General features: G+C 65.0%; 18 protein-coding genes. 12 read left to right on the plus strand and 6 right to left on the minus strand.

The genetic code is table 11. From position 1 onward, the window contains the following. The first annotated feature begins 64 nt into the window (after nucleotides 1–64). Complete coding sequence (locus BM348_RS02100; protein WP_092901302.1) at nucleotides 65–1,606, plus strand: NAD(P)H-dependent oxidoreductase; 1,542 nt, start codon at nucleotides 65–67, stop codon at nucleotides 1,604–1,606. Between the two features lie 95 nt (nucleotides 1,607–1,701). Further along, nucleotides 1,702–3,756, plus strand: a complete 2,055-nt coding sequence (locus BM348_RS02105) for a DEAD/DEAH box helicase (protein ID WP_092901305.1) — start codon at nucleotides 1,702–1,704, stop codon at nucleotides 3,754–3,756. A 30-nt stretch (nucleotides 3,757–3,786) separates the two neighbouring features. Here the strand turns inward: BM348_RS02105 and BM348_RS02110 are convergent, their stop codons facing one another. Further along, a complete protein-coding gene (locus BM348_RS02110) occupies nucleotides 3,787–4,668 on the minus strand; it encodes a CheF family chemotaxis protein (RefSeq protein WP_092901308.1) in 882 nt (293 codons plus the stop codon). A gap of 115 nt (nucleotides 4,669–4,783) precedes the next feature. Here BM348_RS02110 and BM348_RS02115 point away from each other — a divergent pair, with 115 nt between their 5' ends. Together BM348_RS02115 and BM348_RS02120 are read left to right on the plus strand one after the other, a co-directional pair. After that, nucleotides 4,784–5,233, plus strand: a complete 450-nt coding sequence (locus tag BM348_RS02115) for a DUF5807 family protein (protein ID WP_092901311.1) — start codon at nucleotides 4,784–4,786, stop codon at nucleotides 5,231–5,233. Nucleotides 5,234–5,328: 95 nt separating this feature from the next. Beyond that, nucleotides 5,329–6,021 carry a hypothetical protein gene (locus BM348_RS02120; protein ID WP_092901314.1) on the plus strand — a complete coding sequence of 231 codons (693 nt, stop codon included), beginning with the start codon at nucleotides 5,329–5,331 and terminating at the stop codon, nucleotides 6,019–6,021. Between the two features lie 20 nt (nucleotides 6,022–6,041). Here the strand turns inward: BM348_RS02120 and BM348_RS02125 are convergent, their stop codons facing one another. Both BM348_RS02125 and BM348_RS02130 read right to left on the minus strand, forming a co-directional pair. Further along, entirely contained in the window at nucleotides 6,042–7,349 is a 1,308-nt protein-coding gene (locus BM348_RS02125; protein WP_092901317.1) for a PQQ-binding-like beta-propeller repeat protein, read from the minus strand. Between the two features lie 93 nt (nucleotides 7,350–7,442). Next, entirely contained in the window at nucleotides 7,443–8,657 is a 1,215-nt protein-coding gene (locus BM348_RS02130) for a DHH family phosphoesterase (RefSeq protein ID WP_092901321.1), read from the minus strand. Nucleotides 8,658–8,889: 232 nt separating this feature from the next. Between BM348_RS02130 and BM348_RS02135 the strand changes: the two genes are divergently transcribed. From BM348_RS02135 to BM348_RS02150, 4 genes are all read left to right on the plus strand, one after another. After that, a complete protein-coding gene (locus tag BM348_RS02135) occupies nucleotides 8,890–9,906 on the plus strand; it encodes a substrate-binding domain-containing protein (protein ID WP_092901324.1) in 1,017 nt (338 codons plus the stop codon). Then, the gene (locus BM348_RS02140) at nucleotides 9,903–10,613 is read left to right on the plus strand and encodes an ABC transporter permease (protein WP_245779378.1); all 711 of its coding nucleotides are present in this window, start codon (nucleotides 9,903–9,905) and stop codon (nucleotides 10,611–10,613) included. Before BM348_RS02135 ends, BM348_RS02140 begins: the two co-directional genes overlap by 4 nt. Next, complete coding sequence (locus tag BM348_RS02145) at nucleotides 10,610–11,377, plus strand: amino acid ABC transporter ATP-binding protein (RefSeq protein ID WP_092901330.1); 768 nt, start codon at nucleotides 10,610–10,612, stop codon at nucleotides 11,375–11,377. The genes BM348_RS02140 and BM348_RS02145 overlap by 4 nt, the downstream gene beginning before the upstream one ends. A 109-nt stretch (nucleotides 11,378–11,486) precedes the next feature. Next, the gene (locus BM348_RS02150; RefSeq protein WP_092901333.1) at nucleotides 11,487–12,245 is read left to right on the plus strand and encodes a LysR family transcriptional regulator; all 759 of its coding nucleotides are present in this window, start codon (nucleotides 11,487–11,489) and stop codon (nucleotides 12,243–12,245) included. Nucleotides 12,246–12,262: 17 nt separating this feature from the next. Here BM348_RS02150 and BM348_RS02155 read toward each other — a convergent pair whose 3' ends face one another. Then, entirely contained in the window at nucleotides 12,263–12,742 is a 480-nt protein-coding gene (locus BM348_RS02155; RefSeq protein WP_092901336.1) for a universal stress protein, read from the minus strand. A 165-nt stretch (nucleotides 12,743–12,907) separates the two neighbouring features. On the opposite strand from BM348_RS02155, the gene BM348_RS02160 reads away from it, so the two are divergent. After that, a complete protein-coding gene (locus tag BM348_RS02160) occupies nucleotides 12,908–13,366 on the plus strand; it encodes a universal stress protein (protein WP_092901339.1) in 459 nt (152 codons plus the stop codon). Nucleotides 13,367–13,434: 68 nt separating this feature from the next. Here the strand turns inward: BM348_RS02160 and BM348_RS02165 are convergent, their stop codons facing one another. Beyond that, complete coding sequence (locus tag BM348_RS02165) at nucleotides 13,435–14,001, minus strand: GNAT family N-acetyltransferase (protein ID WP_092901342.1); 567 nt, start codon at nucleotides 13,999–14,001, stop codon at nucleotides 13,435–13,437. A gap of 2 nt (nucleotides 14,002–14,003) precedes the next feature. After that, complete coding sequence (locus tag BM348_RS02170) at nucleotides 14,004–14,372, minus strand: universal stress protein (protein WP_092901345.1); 369 nt, start codon at nucleotides 14,370–14,372, stop codon at nucleotides 14,004–14,006. A 163-nt stretch (nucleotides 14,373–14,535) separates the two neighbouring features. Between BM348_RS02170 and BM348_RS02175 the strand changes: the two genes are divergently transcribed. The 3 genes from BM348_RS02175 to BM348_RS02185 all read left to right on the plus strand — a co-directional run bounded on the left by BM348_RS02175 (nucleotide 14,536) and on the right by BM348_RS02185 (nucleotide 17,358). Further along, a complete protein-coding gene (locus tag BM348_RS02175) occupies nucleotides 14,536–15,945 on the plus strand; it encodes an ATP-binding protein (protein ID WP_092901348.1) in 1,410 nt (469 codons plus the stop codon). Nucleotides 15,946–16,081: 136 nt separating this feature from the next. Then, nucleotides 16,082–16,531, plus strand: a complete 450-nt coding sequence (locus tag BM348_RS02180; RefSeq protein ID WP_092901351.1) for a DUF2237 family protein — start codon at nucleotides 16,082–16,084, stop codon at nucleotides 16,529–16,531. A gap of 2 nt (nucleotides 16,532–16,533) precedes the next feature. Further along, a complete protein-coding gene (locus BM348_RS02185) occupies nucleotides 16,534–17,358 on the plus strand; it encodes an MBL fold metallo-hydrolase (RefSeq protein WP_092901354.1) in 825 nt (274 codons plus the stop codon).

Raw genomic sequence — 17,358 nt, forward strand, 5'->3', positions numbered from 1 at the left:
CGTATACATTGGGCCGTCACCGATCGGTTATTTCTGTGACCTCGTGTAACGTCGATACCGGGACGTGAACGTCTTACTAATTCTGGGCCATCCGCGAACCGACAGCTTCTGCGGAGCGGTGGCTCGAGCCTACCGGGCGGGTGCTCGTGATGCGGGCGTGAACGTTCGAGAGATCGCCGTCGCCGATCTGGAGTTCGATCCGGACGTCCACGTCGAGTCTCCGAGCGATCAACCGCTCGAGGCGGATTTGGCCGACGCCCAGCGTCGGATCGAGTGGGCGGACCATCTCGCCCTCGTCTACCCGAACTGGTGGGCCACGATGCCAGCGCGGCTCAAAGGCTTCTTCGACCGGGTGTTTACGTCCGGGTTCGCGTTCTCGTTCTACGACGAGGGGGAAGGGGCTGGCCACGAACCGCTGTTGGACGGAACGACGGCCGAACTCATCGTGACAATGGACATGCCCGCGTGGGTCTACCGCTGGATCTACCGCCAGCCGGGAACTAACGCTGTCAAACGCGCAACGCTCGGATTCGCCGGGATTCGAACCACGCGAGTGACGAACCTCGGCCCGATCGATGACTCTACGCCCGACCAGCGAGAGGCGTGGCTCGAGGACGTGCGGGAACTCGGTCGGAGCCTGGCTACAGGACCGGAGTCGCGGTCGACTCGAGCGAAACGAACGCTGAAAACGTGGCTGAAAGCCCTTCGGCTGCAGTTCTACCCGATGGCGTGGGCCGCGTACACGATCGGTGCACTGGCCGCTGTCGGATCGGGCGATGTCTTCGCGACCAGGGTGTTCTGGATCGGCTTTGGCTTCCTGTTTTTCCTCGAGGCGACCACCGTGTTGAGCAACGAGTACGCCGATTACGATACCGACCGAGAGAATACGTTCGCCGGCCCGTTCACCGGCGGCTCTCGTGTCTTAGTCGACGACGAACTGTCGTTCGAGCAGCTTCGTCGCGGTATCGGCGTTACGGGAGTACTCACGGCGGTTTTCGGACTCGGTCTCGCGCTCGCGACGATCGGAACCGGCTCGGTCCACACGGTCGCGGTCGCGATGGCGGTGCTAACAGCGTTGGCCCTCGGGTACACGATACCGCCGCTGAAACTAGCCTACCGGACGCTCGGTGAGTTAGACGTCGCGGTCACCCACAGTATCGGCGTCCTGTTGCTCGGTTTCGTCGCGCTGGGCGGTTCGTGGCACGATCCACTCCCGTGGCTGCTCGGGGTACCGTTCTTGCTGTCTATCATCCCCTCGATCACGCTGGCGGGCGTCCCCGATTACGAGGCCGATCGGGCCGCGGACAAACGGACGATCGCTGTCAGGTTCGGGATCGACGGCGCCGTCGTCGTCGCCGTCGCGACGACGCTGGCGGCTGCGCTGACTGGGACCCTCTGGCAGCTCGTCAGCGTGGTTCCCGGCGCGTACAGCCCGATCATCTACGGGAGCATTCTCCATGCCGCCCTGTTGGGTTGGCTGCTCTGGGATCGGGTGTGGAAGCGAACGCAAACGGGATCGCTACCGGGTCAGATCAACACGGTGATGGCTGTCGCGCTGGCCTACATCGGCTGGTTCGCCATCGTTCCGTTGGTCGGACTCTTGTAGCTCGTATCGGCTTCGCGAAATCGCTTCTGGGGCACGCAAACCTCGTCGAACGCGAGTCCGAATCGCTCAAGTACGTCACCGTCTTATCAGCGGTCGTGTCGAAGCAGGTCCAGGACGTCGAGACGATATTTTGCCACGAGGTGGGATCGGAGTATCTCGTCGTGGTCAGCCGGGACGGAAAGCGACTATTCCGCGCGAAACTGGGCCTCTCGGAAACGAACGCGGGGCCGCGACCTGCCAAATTCAGGCTCAAGCGGGGCTCGAGCGAAGAGCCCCGCCAGCCCGACGAGTTCGTCGAACTCGCTCGTCGAGCCGAGCGGATCCGGATCTCCGAGCAGACCTCTTCCTCGGGCCGACGAGAACTGAAGGAGATGCTCGACGGCTATCAGCTCGAGGCGAAAGTCGTCCGGACCTGCCGGTACTGCGCGTCGGCCGGCCGCTACTCGCCGATCACGACGGAGACGGCGATCAAGGACGACCGCGACTGGATCTGTACCGACTGTGCCAGCAAGGAACTCGAGCGCCAGCTTTCCCACGTCGGGGGCCTCACGGGCGCGGCCAAAGACCGCCTCGAGGAGCTCATGCACGAGGTCCAGGACCTAGAGCGTATCGTCAATCTGCTCAAAGGGCAGCTCGATCCTGACCTGACGAAGTTCGATACGATCTCCTCGACCACCGACGAGGTCGACCCCGTCCGCGTCGATTCGCTCGACCTCCACCCGGACCTGCAGGGCCTGCTCGAGAGCCGATTCGAGACGCTGTTGCCGGTCCAGAGCCTGTCGGTCGATCACGGCCTCCTCTCTGGCGACGACCAGCTCGTCGTTTCGGCGACGGCGACCGGCAAGACGCTCGTCGGCGAGATGACGGGGATCGATCGCGTCCTCGAGGGCGAGGGGAAAATGCTGTTTCTGGTGCCGCTGGTCGCGCTCGCGAACCAGAAGTACGAGGACTTCAAAGACGAGTACGGCGATCTCGTCGACGTGAGCATCCGCGTCGGCGCGAGTCGGGTGGCGGACTCGGGCAACCAGTTCGATCCGAACGCCGACGTCATCGTCGGCACCTACGAGGGGATCGACCACGCCCTGCGGACGGGCAAGGACATGGGCGACATCGGTACCGTCGTCATCGACGAGGTCCACACGCTCAAAGAGGAGGGACGAGGGCACCGACTCGACGGGCTCATCTCCCGGCTCAAGTACACCTGCGAACAGCGTGCGGCGGATCGCGAATCATACGGCGGCGCCCAGTGGGTCTACCTCTCCGCGACGGTCGGCAACCCCGAACAGCTCGCGGCCACCCTCGAGGCGAAGTGCATCGAGTTCGAGGAGCGACCGATCCCCATCGAACGCCACGTCACCTTCGCCGACGGGCAGGAGAAAGTCGGCGTCGAGAACAAACTCGTCAGACGCGAGTTCGACACCGAGTCCTCGAAGGGGTATCGCGGCCAGACGATCATCTTTACCAACTCCCGGCGGCGCTGTCACGAGATTTCCCGAAAGCTCGAGTACTCCTCGGCCCCCTACCACGCGGGGTTGGATTACGGCCGGCGCAAGCGCGTCGAACGGCAGTTCGCCGATCAGGACCTCGCCGCGGTCGTCACAACCGCTGCGCTCGCGGCCGGCGTCGACTTCCCCGCCTCGCAGGTCGTCTTCGACTCGCTGGCGATGGGCATCGAGTGGCTCTCGGTCCAGGAGTTCCACCAGATGCTCGGGCGAGCGGGCCGGCCGGACTACCACGATTCGGGGACGGTCTACGTCCTCGTCGAACCGGACTGTGCGTACCACAACTCGATGGAGATGACCGAGGACGAAGTCGCGTTCAAACTCCTGAAAGGCGAGATGGAGTCCGTGATGACCCACTACGACGAGGCGGCGGCCATCGAGGAGACCCTGGCCAACGTCACGGTCGGCGGTCGGGCGGCAAAGCGACTCAACGATCGAATGCTCGGCGAAGTGCCGACCAAACACGCCCTCGGCAAACTCCTCGAGTACGACTTCATCGACGGCTTCGAGCCGACGCCGCTCGGACGGGTCATCACCGAGCACTTTCTCGACCCGAGCCAGGCGTTCTCGATCCTCGATGGAATCAGGAAAGACGATCACCCCTACGATCTGATCGCAGAGCTCGAGCTCCGCGACACGGAGCTGTGAGAAGGGATCTGTACTACAGTTGAACCGCTCTCAGGCGTTGACGTCCTCGATCCGCTGGCTCACGACGATGCGACCCTGGGGCGTCAGCGAGAGTCCCTCGCCGTTCTCGACGACCAGTTGCTTGTTCCGGACCGAGTTGAGGACGTTCGTCACGTAGGCCGGATCGCCGTCGAGCATGTTCGTAAAGTCGATGTCGCCGCCCGTGGCGTGGACGCCGACGAGCACCCGTTTTTCGGGGTTGGTCAGTTCTATTTCTTCGACCTCCTCGCGGACTTCGTCGTATTCGAGCCTGAAGTATCGCGCGAGCAGGTTCACGTACTGGCTCTTTGCCGGCGCGATCTGGCTGGTCTGTGTCAGCCCCGACTCCTGGTCAGTGTGCTTGACGACCAGCGTTACCCGGTCGTCGCTGTCGCCGATCTTGTTCGTCCGGTCGATGTTCATTACCGTCGCTACGTCGATACTGAAGCCGCTGGACTTCGTCTTGACTTCGACTTCCCTGTTTTTGATACGGAGTTTCCCCACGACGACGTTCGAGTCTTTGATTCGGCCGCCAATCCGCGCAGGGTGTTTGACGGCGACCTTCCGTCCGTTGAGCAGGCAGCGAAAGAGGATCGCGACGAACTTTTCGACCTTCTCGTCGGAGCTCTCGATGACCGCGCTCTGGGTTCCGTCGTCGGTTCGGTAACCGATCGTCGCCGTGTCTCCGAAAAACTGCTTGACGTGCTGGGGCACCGTCCCGACGTTCACGTCGATGACTTTCGACAGCGGAACCGTTTCTTTCGTCTGACCCGTCGCGAGTACGACCCGCTTTTCGGTCATGATAATCCGCCCCTCGAGGGGTTTACCCGCATTTTCACCACCGTTGCTCAAGATGAAGCGGCCGGTGATATCCGCGACGACATCCTCGTCCATGGCACCTGCTACTGACTGGATTCTCTTAGCTTTTCGGACATTCTCGGCGGACGGTAGGTCGCCTCCCGGACGATCAATGACGGACTTTTTGGCGCTCGAGACCGGTTGTCGAGCTATGAGTGATCCACGCGCGGAGTTTCTGGCGGGCGAACGGCCCGACGACGTCGCCCTGTTTCTGGCCGATTCCTACGTCGAGGACGACCGCCTCGAGCAGTTCGGGGAGCCGGTCGAGGGCGGCGTATTGATCGTCGTCGACGGCGAGAGCGGTCGAAACGCGTTCAAGGCCGCGACGGGGACGGACGCGATGGCCTTCGCGAAGTCGGCGATGGCGACCGAGAGTTCGATCGACGACGACCTGACCGACGGCGTCTGTCCCGACGCGCCGGACGCCGACGAGGCAAGCGACGGGGGCGAAACGGACCACGGCGTCCAGTTCGTGTTCTCGTTCTCCGAGGAGCAAAACGAGGACGTCGGCGGACTGTACGCCGAGGGCGACGTCGTCCATGCGTACGCGAAGTGTAACTGCGGGACGGCGTACTCGGACCGCTGGACCGCGGACTCGTAACCAGCGCGTCGTCTCCGACCGGCTCGAGATACCGCTCGTCGCTTTCGAATCACCTCGGGGGCAGCTTTTTGCGTCTCAGCATGGTTTGACAGCCTATGAGCTCCGCCGAAACGCCGTACGAGACCGGGCGTGGATTCGGTCTCTCGAGTCGCGAAGCCCGCGTGATCGGCGGTGCGAGCGCGCTGATGGCGATCAACGTCGCCCTGATGGCCGCCGTCGCCGAGACGCCGCTCGCGGCGATCAACGACACGCTGTTCCAGGTGCCGATCATCGGGGTGATCGTCTACGGTGCGGCGATCACGGGCGGCGAACTGATCGCAGAGCGCGGCGTCGAGGGCGGCGATACGGGTATCGCGGTCGCCGGCATGGTGATACTGCAACTCGCGTTCGGCGTGTTCGGTGCGGGAATCCTTTCGTTCGTCCCATCCGACAGTCGGCTCGCGGTTCTCGGGGTGACGGCGGTCATCGTCGCAATCTTGACCGCGATCGTCTCGGGGTACGTCTACGCGCGCTCGAAATCGTTCGACCACTGGGGATCGTACGCCACCTACTCGTTTATCGGCGGCGTGATCGCCATCGCCATTGGGACGTTCGTCGCGCCGGTCTTGCTAGTGGGCGTCGTTCTGATCTTTCTCGGATTCATCCTGCGACTCGGCTGGGAGATCTGGCGTCTCCGGGACCGCCGTGACATCTCTGTAGGGGTCCAGACCATCGGCGTCTACGTCGCCGTCGCCGGCGTCTTCGTCCACGTCCTACAGCTCGTGATCCGGTTTTTCGCTCGAGAGTAGGGTTTTTGTACTGTCGTGTGTCATCCGGACAGACAGCGATCGGCGACCTCGAACGAACACTCGCCGAACGCGTAGAGAGTTCCGTGCTCCGATCCGAGAAAAACGAGGTCGGACGTGACCGCCGGGGTTCCCGTTCCGGCCTGTTGGTTGCGCCCCATCTCGGCGCGCCCGAGTTCCTCGCCCGTCGCGCTATCGACGACGAACAGGTGGCCGTACATCGTGTCGCGCTGGATCCACCCCGACACGTAGACCGCGTCGTCAGCGACGACTGGCGTGGTGACGAGGTCGACCTGGGGTTCGTCGTGTGGGCGCTCGCCTTCTTCGGGCCCGAACCGCCACGCTCGCTCGCCCGTCTCGAGTCGACGGGCCTCGAGGCCGAAGTACGAGGCGTGATAGCACAGCTCTCCGGCGACGGCGAATCCAGCGCTCGGCCAGCGGGGCTCGATCGATGCCTCCCACCGAAGCGAACGATCACGGCGGTCCAGCGCGCCGAGTACGTCCTCGTCGTCGCGGCGGAGCGCCACGAGTATCAGATCGTCGACGACGGTGGGCGTCCCGTCGACCGGTCCCTCCCAGCGCCAGCGTTCTTCGCCGCTCGTCACGTCGAGCGCGACGAGTCCGGTCCGGTCGAACGGAACGTAGACTACATCTCCAGTTCCGGCTAGCTGCCACATTCCGCTCCAGTCGTCGAACGACGTGCGCCAGCGCTCGTCGCCGGTTTCGGGATCGACTCCGTAGACGACCTCGTTCTGACCGTCCTCGTCCTGTGTACCGTACGTCCCTGCGACGACCACGTCGTCGGTAACGACGGGTGGGGCCGCGTCGGGCAATAGCTGTCCGTTGTAGAAGTTATCGACAGTCCACTGAATTTCGCCGTCGGTGGTGAGCATCGTCAATCCGACGTCGGTCTGGGTGAATAACCGATCCCCGTCGACGACCGTCGAGTCCGAGTGATCGAGGGAGTAGACCTTCTCGGTCCGGAAGAGTTCGGTCGTCCACTGGGAGTCGCCGGTCGCCGCGTCGAACGCTTCGACCCACGCCCCGCCGCGTTCGTCGTCTCGAGCCTGTCGCGAATACGTGACGTAAAGGACGCCGTCGTCGACGACAGGAGAGGGAGTGACTCCGCCGCTTCGCGCCCGCTCTTGCTGCCAGACGGTGTAAAGATCCGCCGTCGGACCGTCGGTGCTCGCGTATCCGGTGTGGGCGTTCGTGAGCGTGCGCCTGGGCCAGGAGCCGTCGGCGGTCGGGTTTTCGCTCGAGAGACACCCCGCGAGCGCACCGATTCCGGCGGTACACGCCGTGAGAACCGATCGACGAGAGGAGGGCATTGACAGAATATTGTCACCGTCGTATCCTATAAGTTGCGGTCACATATCACGACGCTTGCGCAGTGAGAGTGAGTCCTCCCGTTTTCGGTCGTTTCACTCGCCCATTTCTCGTTCTTCGTCGACGACGGCACCGAACGCGTCTAGAATGACCTGTTTGGCGACCGACCCTCGAGTCGTCCAGTGATTCGCGTAGTCGAGCATGTCGTCGTAGATGTCGGGTTTACAGCCCGCGGCCTTGGGGTGGCCGCCGCCGTTTACCTTGCCGGCGACCTCGTGACAGCGGTCGAACTCGTCGGTCCCGCGGATGGAGGCCGAGCCGGCGGGTTTGACGATGATGGAGGCGTCGGCACCCTGTTCGCGCATGGCCTCGGCGACTTCGTTCTGCGAGCACCGGCCGTAGGTGATGCCGACGGTGTAGCCGCCGACTTCCCGGAGTTCCGAGCGGGAGACTGCCCGCTCGATCAGGGCTTCTTTCTCGACTCTGCGCTCGGCGATGTAGTCCTCGACCCACTCGGGGAAGTCCGCGCCGTACTCGCGGACGACCTCGACGTACTCGGCCGGATCGGTCCAGTAGGCGTAGTCCGCGAGGTCGTCGCTGCGGGGGTCTTCACGGAGCCAGAGGTCGTGATCGCGCGTGACCGCGGCCAGTTCCGCGAACTGGTCGTCGAACTCGTACTCGAGCGAGCGGTAGACGACGTCCGCGCTACACTCCTCGTCGGAGTCGCCGACGACGAGTTCCACGCCGGCGTCCCGAACCGACTGGGCGACGCCGTCGTCCCACTGGTGGTGGTCGTACCACTCGACGCTGCTCGCGGTCTCGACGGCCGCCTCGAGTTCGTCCGCGACGTACTCGTAGCGGTCCGGACACAGGTCACAGACGTAGAGGTCGATGCCGTCGACGCCGTGGTCGGCGACCTGCTGGAGCGAGTCCTCGAGGTCGTGGGGGCTGCCCGGAACCAGCGCGACGCTGTGTGGCGTCGGTTCGGGCTCCTCGAGGAGGTCGTCCTCTGTGTCGGAGTCAGTCTCGCTATCGGCTGCTCTCTCGGCGTCCTCGCTTGCGTCGCCGCCTTCGTCGGGCTCCGGCACGTTCTGTACGTCGCCGTACATCTCGCGCAACAGCGCGACGCAGGCCAGGCCGTCGGCGTCGGGATCGGCGACCACGGCGACCTCCGCGCCCTCGAGGGCGGATTTGGCTTCCTGTTCCTCGAGATCTTCCTCGAGGCTGTCGGGCATGAAGAATCCCGTCCCCGGCAGGACGGACTTGCGGGCGAGAGACAGCTCGCCGCTCTCGATGAGTTCTTCGTACATACAGTCCGTTCCGGGGTGCCATCGGAAGAACCCGCCGGTATCATCGCCCGTGCGGTCCGGTGCCCTCTCACGCGTCAATTCGTCTCCGAGCGGTTTCGGTGTCTGCGGTAGCGTTCAGGCCCCATTCAAGCCGAATTGTGTAACCGAAGATGGTTACGGTGCGGGAAAGACGACACGCAAACCCATTTCTCCGACCGAAACGTCTATGGGCGCTCCCATCACCGTTATTTCCATGCAGATACCACGCCGGTCGCTTCTCGCGGGGATCGGGATCGGCGCGGCGTCGGCCGGCTGTCTCGGCCGGGACCGCTCGGCGTCGGACGGCCCGTCGGGGACGCTCACCGTCGCGGTCACCACGAGCACGTACGACTCCGGCCTCGTCGACGAACTCCACGCCGCCTTCGAGTCGGAGTACGGCGTGACCGCTCGAGCGGTCGCCGCGGGGACGGGCGAGGCCATCGCCGCCGGCGAACGGGGCGACGTCGACGCCGTCATGGCCCACGCCCGCCCGCTTGAGGACGCGTTCATCCGGTCCGGAAACGGCATCAACCGTCGCGATTTCGCGGTGGGGGACTTTGTCGTCGCCGGGCCGGCGGACGACCCTGCGGGGATCGCCGATATCGAAGACGCGGCGACGGCGTTCGATCGAATCGCCGCCGCGGAGGCGTCGTTTTTCTCCCGGGGGGACGACTCCGGTACGCACGTCAAAGAGCGGGAAATATGGGACGAAGCCGGCGTCGAACCCGGCGGGGAGTGGTACCGCGAAACCGGCCAGGGAATGGGCAATACGCTCGTGCAGGCGAACCAGCGCGACGCGTACCTGCTCACCGTTCGCGCCAACTACATCGACATGCGCGATCGGCTCGGGCTCGAGCGCTTCGTCGACGGCCCGGTCACCGGCGGCGATCCGATGCTCGATAACCCCTACGGCGTCATCGCGGTCAACCCGGCGAGCGAACCGAGCGTCGCCTACGAACTGGCGATGTACTACATCGGATTCCTGACCGGAACGCGGGGCCAGGAGCTAATCGAGGGGTACACCATCGACGGCGAACCGCTGTTTTACCCCAGCGCACTGTCTGAATCGCCGGATTTCGAGCAGTACACGCCGGGGAAATCGACCGGCGCGAACGGGACCGGCGGCGAGGCGAAACGGAGCGACGAGATGGAAACGAGTAACGAGTCGGGGACGAGCGACGGGGCAGAGACGAACAACGGGTCGGTACCGAACGGCGGGGCGGGATCGTGACTACCGGCGCTGCGCTCGCTTTTCCGGGCGAGTTCCCCTTTGAGTGGCTCTACGTCAGGAGCATCATTGAGCTGTCGCTGTACGTGAGCCTCACCGCCGTCGCGATCAGCACGTTCGTGAGCGTCCCGATCGCGCTGTTGGTCGGCTTTCGGGACTTCCGCGGCAAGCATCTCTTGACCTCGATCATCACTACTGGCATGGGTTTTCCCAGCGTCGTCGTCGGTCTCGTCGTGCTCTTTACGGTCTCGAACGACGGGCCGCTCGGCCCGCTCGAGCTGGTCTACACGCCGGAGGCGATGATCCTCTCCCAGATCGTCCTCGCCGTCCCGGTCATCACGGGCGTGAGCCTGGCCGCGGTCTCGAGCGTCGAACAGCAGGTTAGAGACGCCGCGTTCGCGATGGGCGCGACGCGGGTCGACGTCGCCCTCGTGACGATCAAGGAAGCCCGATACGGGCTCGCGACCGCCGTCCTCGCGGGCTTTGGCCGCGCGATCAGCGAGGTCGGCGGCGTTCTCATGGTCGGCGGGAATATCGCGGGCGCTGACGGCGAATCGGTGACCAGAACGCTGACGACGGCGATTCAACTCGAGGCCAGACAGGGCCGCTTCGAGACGGCGATGGTCCTCGGCGCGCTCCTCGTCGCGCTCGTCTTGGTCGTGAATGCGCTCGTCGTTCGACTCGGTAGCGACGACGGGGGATACCGATGACGCTTCGAGCCGCCGGACTCGAGCACGGCTACGGAGACGAGACGACCCTCGAGGACGTGTCGCTCACCGTTTCGCCGGGAGAGGTCGTCGCCATCATCGGTCCCTCCGGCGTCGGCAAGACCACGCTCTTGCGGTTGCTTGCCCTGTTCGAACCGCCGCGTGCGGGCTCGCTCGAGTACGACGGCACCGACGTCTGGGGGGTCTCGAGCCAGCGGCGACTCGCGTGTCGTCGCCGTATCGGCATGGTGTTTCAGGAGGCCGGCCTCTTCGACGCGAGCGTCCGGCGAAACGCCGAGTACGGTGTCCACGTTCGGCGGTCGTGGGGCGAGCGGCTCCGCCGCGAGTTCGCGGACCTCGTCGGACTGCGAAACGGGAACAGCGTCGCGATGGAGGCCCTCGAGACCGTCGGGCTTGCGGACAAACTCGAGCAACACGCGGGCTCGCTCTCGGGCGGCGAAGCCCAGCGGGTGGCGTTCGCTCGAGCGCTGGCGTACGACCCCGACTTTCTCCTGCTCGACGAACCGACCTCGGATCTCGACCCCCGAAACACCGCGGTGATCGAGGACGCCGTTCGCGAGGCCGGCGACCGCGACATCGGAGTCGCCGTCGCCACCCACGACATGAATCAAGCCCGGCGAATCGCCGATCGGGTCGCGGTGATCCTCGACGACGGCATCACCGAAGCCGGTGAGACCGAACGGATCTTCGAGCGCCCCGAGGACGAACGGACACGGAAATTCATCGATGGGGAGTTGATCTACTGATGGGGCGCACCGAGCGACCGATGCGACGCACCGTGCTACTGACGAGGCCTACCGAGCTACCGATGCGACGTACAGACCTAGCAATGGGACGACACGAGGTGAACACTGAATGACACTCGAGAAGGGCTATCGGACGGAACTGTCGGTCGATGGGATCACGATCGACCGACGGGATATCGAGATGCTCGAGGCGATCGACCGACACGGCTCGATGCACGCCGCCGCGGACGCCCTCGGGCGATCGTACGCCCGACTTCAGCAGCGAATCGTCGAACTCGAGGCGGCCGTCGGCGACCTCACGGAACGCCGGCGCGGGGGCAAAGGCGGCGGCGGCACCGAACTCACGGAGACGGCCCTGGAGCTGCGCCGGCGCTTCGAGCGCCACCAGACGGAACTCGACGGCGTCGCCCGCGCGACCGAATCGGTGTTCGCGGGGACAGTTTGCGAGCGGACGGGAACGCTCGGCACCGTCGAGACCGAAGCAGGGCCCATGGTGGCGCTCGTTCCGGCGGGCGCGACCACCGTCCAGATCGGCGTTCGTTCGGATGCGGTCGTCCTCGCGGACCCGGACGCGTCGCCGGAACGCGACGTCACGAGTTTCCGCAATCAGTTCATCGGGACGGTTTCGTCGGTCGACTCGAGCGACGGCGTCGCGCGGGTGACCCTCGAACTCGAGCGAGTCGGCGAACCGCCGGCCGGCCCCGAGTCAACCGACGATCTCGAACTCGAGACGCTCGTCACTCGGGAGAGCGCCGATTCGCTGGGGATCGAGACCGGGAAGACGCTCCGCGCGTCGTTCAAAGCGACGGCCGCCCGCGCTATTCCGACGGCCGACGCTCCGTCTGCGGACGATCACGATTCGTCGTAGTTTGACCCGATCGCGTTTCAGGCGCTGATCGAGTCGCTCTCGGCCGACTCGGCGCTCGAGTCTCCCTCCGCGACCGGCTGGAGCTGTCTGACCGTCAGGACGGGAACGGGCGAGGTTCGAACCACTCGTTCGGCGACGCTGCCGAGCAGCAGGCGGTTCTCGCCGTGGCGGCCCCGCGTTCCAGTCACGACCAGGTCGGCGTCGATGTCGCGCGCGTACGAACAGATTTCGTGAGCGGGTCGGCCCTCTCGAACCTCGGTCGTGAGATTGAGGCTCGCCCGCTCTTCGACGGTCGCGAGCGCGGCGTCGGCGTGGGTCTCGAGGGCCGTCTCGAGTTCCTCGCGGAGCTGTTCGGGCGAGGCGTCGACTTCGCCCGCGTCGATGACCGACAGGGCGTAGACCGTCGCGTCGAAGCGGTTCGCGAGGTCGAGCCCGACGTCGACGGCGCGTTTCACGCTCTCGGAGCCGTCAGTTGCGACGACGACCGTTTCGAACATACGGAGACGTTACGGTCGAACCGATATAAACGTACACCAGCGCACCGACGGACGAACCGTCGCGCCAGCGGGATAGAGCTAACCGGGTGCGAATAGAAAGTGGCTCGGAGTCGATCGACCGTGAACAGGAGGTGCCTTTTTGAACGCCGGGTACAACTCTCGAGTATGGACGCCAGCGATCCCGTCACCGTCGATACCGTTCTGGCACCGGTCGACGGCAGTGTCGAGTCGGCAACCGCCTCCGAGTACGCCGTCGCCGTCGCCGAGCGCTACGACGCGTCCGTTCACACGCTGTACGTTCTGGGACGCGGCGTGATCCGCGGGATGGACGCCGGAACCGTCGACGAGTCAGATATCGCCGAGAGCACGCAGGAGTTCCTCGCGGACATCGACCAGCTCGCTGCCGACGCCGATATCGAACACTCGCAGTCTATAACCCACGGCTTTTCACAGACCCAGAAGACTCGCCACCCCGGAAGCGCCGTCCTCGACGCTGCCGACGCGATCGGTGCGGACTTCATCGTCCTCCCGCGCGAATCGGTTACCGATTCGGACGCGGACGTCCTCGAGAAGGCCGCGGAGTACGTCCTCGCGTACGCGAGCCAGCCCGTGCTATCCGTGTGAGCCAGTTTCTTGGCCTGTCGTTTGAGTCGTCTTCCCGCGAGAACAGTATCGCCCTCGAGTGAATCCGCTCACTCGAGTCGGATCGTCATCTCCTGTTCGAAACTCTCGCCGCCGGTTTGCTCGAATCCGACCCGCTCGTAGAGCGCGATCGCCGCGCCGTTCCACCGCTCGACGGTGAGCCAGACGCGCTCGATCCCGACCTCGGCGGCGTGTCCGAGCAGGTGCTCGAGCAACTGGGTTCCGATCCCCGCCCGCTGGTAGTCCTGGAGGACGAAAATCGCGAGTTCCCACTCGATGTCGCTCGCCGCTTCGATCGCCGCCGCGTCGTCCGAATCGGGGACGAGCGTGGCGTGGCCGACGACGTCGCCCTCGTGGGAGGCGATGACGTTGGTGCCGATGTCGACGATCGACTCGAGCCAGTTGCGAATCCGCTGCTCGCCGGTCGGCGGGATCCCCTGCGCGCGGTCGACCGGGTCGAACGCGTCGTACATCGCGACGAGGTCCTCGAGCACCTCCTCGTCGACCTCGGTCGGTGCCACCAGTTCGATCGTCCGCCCGTCCCCGTCCTCGAATGAATCGGGCGGCCGCGGAAACGGGCCGGACGGTTCGTCGGCGTACTCTCGTGTCGCTACCATCGTTATCGAACCAGTTTGACGGTCGTCGGCGCGTTCAACAGCACGAACTCGGCTATCGGACCAAGTCTGATCTTCCCCATCGGGCTGACGGTGCCGCCGCCGATGACCAGTTGATCGAACTCGCCTTGCTCCGTGAAGTTCACGAGCGCGCTTCCCGGATCGCCCTCGAGCGTCTCGACGTCGGTCTCGATGCCGGCCTCCGAGAGCAGCGATTCGGCCTGTTCGCGCATCTCCTCTTGGGAGCGCTTGGTTTCGGGCTTGTCGACGACGACGACGGTGAGGTCGTCGCCGACCGCGGCCGTTCGCTCGATCGTTTGCCGGAGCGTTTTGATCGACTCGTCGCTTCCGGCGAGTCCCAGTAGTACCTTCATACTTCGTCTGTGTTCCGACGAACGAAAATTATTGTGCCCACTTCCGGGTTCTGCGGCCCGATTCGTGTGAGAACCTCAAACTTTGCGTGGGACTCGCAGGCTCGAAGCGCACGATCTGTGCGTGACGACGCCGTTAAGGCCGTGTGGCCAATAGGCTCACGGAATGAGTGATGCGGCGCTCGATGTCGTCGAGTTCTTGCTCACGACGAGCGTATATTCGGACGATCGATCGCTAGACGAGAACGACCTGCAACCCAGCGTTCGGCAGGTGTTCTGGACGAGCAACGCGGGGGACGCCGACGAACAGGGCGGCACTAGCCGGGGCGGGATCACCCGGCCGCTGTCGGCGACCAACCAGACGATTCGAGAGGCCACCGGCGTCGAGGCCCCGTGGAACGCCGTCGGCGACCTCATGTTCACCGACCGCGACGAGTTCTCCGGGACCGTCTCGCTCACCCAGCGGGACATGGCCGAAGACTGGTTCGCGGACCGGGCGAGCGACGAGCGGGTGCTCGAGAACCCGACCCTCGCCAAGCACTTCGAGGACCACGAGGATCTCGATGTCGACCACGAGGAAGCCAGAGAGCGAAACCGGCCGATTCAGGCCGATCGCGTCTGGATCGACGGCCTGCTCGAGGAGTACTTCGACGAGGAAGAAGACGAAGACATGCTCGACCTCGTCGAGATCCGCGCGCCCGAGGAGGTCGACATCACGCTCGACGATCTGGTGTTGACCGAGAGCCAGGAGGACGAGATCGACAAGATCGCGAAGGCGATCGAACACCGCGACTACCTCGCGAACATCGGCCTCCGGGAGATCGGCAAACTCCTGTTCGTCGGACCGCCGGGAACCGGGAAAACCTCGACCGCACAGGCGCTGGCTCGAGACATGGACCTGCCGTTCGTCGAGGTCAAACTCTCGATGATCACGAGCCAGTACCTGGGAGAGACGGCAAAGAACGTCGACAAGACCTTCGAGGTCGCAAAGCGGCTCTCGCCGTGTATCCTCTTTATCGACGAGTTCGACTCCGTCGCGAAGACCCGCCGGAGCGACGAGCACGCGGCGCTCAAGCGCGCGGTCAACACGCTCTTGAAGAGCATCGACAACATCTCGCTGATCCAAGACGACGTGTTGCTCATTGGGGCGACGAACCACCCCGACCAACTCGACGCGGCGGCGTGGCGGCGCTTCGACGAGATCGTCAACTTCCCGAAACCGGACTCTCGGATGCGATCTGACATCCTCCAGGTCATCACGAGCACGATGGACATCGAGGAGTTCGACCCCAGCGTCATCGCCGAGGCGACCGAGGGGCTCACCGGAAGCGACCTCCGGATGGTGCTTCGGGAAGCCGTCCTCGAGGCCCTGACCGAGAACAGGCGGGAACTCACCCAGGAGGACCTCCTCAACGCCGTCGAGGAGTTCGAAGAGCGCGACAACCTGAAGAACATGGACATGATCGACGGCGACCACGACGCGCTGGTCGCCGGCGGCGACATCGGCGGCAGCGAGAGCGGTGGTGACGGCGAGCACTCACACGACCACGATCACGCCCACGCGCACGATCACTGAGCACGACGACTGACTCGCGATTGTCCACTCGAGCCAGTTGCCGTCCGCCGACTCGGCGGACTAGCCGAGACCTCGACCGGTCTGCCCCGCGAGCGCTGACGCCACGCTTTTCGTCCCCCCGTTCGATTCTGCACGTATGGCCACCGATCGGAACGTCTACGGAACCGAACTCGAGCCCTGTAGCGCCGATCCGGAGACGGGCTTTCTCCGCGACGGCTGCTGTCGGCGCGTCGAGGGCGACCGCGGCCGACACGAACTCTGTGCCGTGATGACCGAGGAGTTCCTCTCCTTCAGCGCGGCACGGGGCAACGACCTCACGACGCCAAAACCCCAGTTCGAGTTCCCCGGCCTCGAGCCGGGCGATCGCTGGTGTCTCTGTCTCGGCCGCTGGCTTGAGGCCGAGGACGCCGATTGCGCCCCGCCGGTCGTTCTCGAGGCGACCAACGAGGCGGTGCTTCGCGACGTCGATCCGGATCTGTTGCGCGAGCACGAGTACGAACGCCCGCGGGTCAGCGACGCGTGGCAGACCGACGAGGGGCGAACGGACCCCGGCGACAATCGTGACTCCGCCGACGGCGGGCAGTGACGATGCGGGTCACGCTACTCGGGACCGGCGACACGACGGGGACCCCGACGGTGGGCTGTGACTGTGACACCTGCGAGGCCGCTCGAGACCGCGGCGTCGAACGCACCCGGTTTTCGGTCCACGTCGAGAACGAGCGCACGGATGAGTCGCTGTTGATCGACTTCAGCCCCGACTTTCGCTACCAGTTTCTGCGCGAGGACGTGGCGCTTCCCGACGCCGCCGTCGTCACGCACATCCACTTCGATCACCTCGACGGCCTGGGCAACGTCTTCCGGGTCATCGACGAACTCGACGTGTACGCCGCGGACGAAACCGATCCGAAGACGGGAAAGAGCGTCGCCGAGACGGTCGAAAGCGACTACCACTACCTCGATCCGGTGACGGTCCACTCGACGACGCCGCTCGAGCCGGTTCGCATCTGCGGGCTCGACGTCACCTTCGTCCCGGTGACCCACCCGCCGCTTCTCTGTTACGGGCTGGCAATCGAGGACCCGGAAACGGGCGCGAAGCTCTCGCTCTCGGGCGACACGAGCTACGACGTACCCGAGGCGTCTCGGGAGGCCCTCGCCGATCCGGACCTCCTGCTGGCCGACGCGATCGTGCCGGCCCACCTCTGTGAGTTCCACCCGATCGGCGGCCGCCACGAGAACGACGAGGGGGTCCCCCGCACGTTCGGCACGAAACACATGACTCGAGAGGGCGCGCTCGAACTCGCCGCGGAGCTAGACGCCGATCGGACGCGGCTGGTCCACCTCGCTCACTACTACCCGGCCGGGGAAGCGTTCGAGGAGCCGCTGGCGATCGACGGCGAGCAGTATGATCTCTGA

Origin of the sequence: Halostagnicola kamekurae (assembly GCF_900116205.1) — an archaeon.
Classification (GTDB): domain Archaea; phylum Halobacteriota; class Halobacteria; order Halobacteriales; family Natrialbaceae; genus Halostagnicola; species Halostagnicola kamekurae.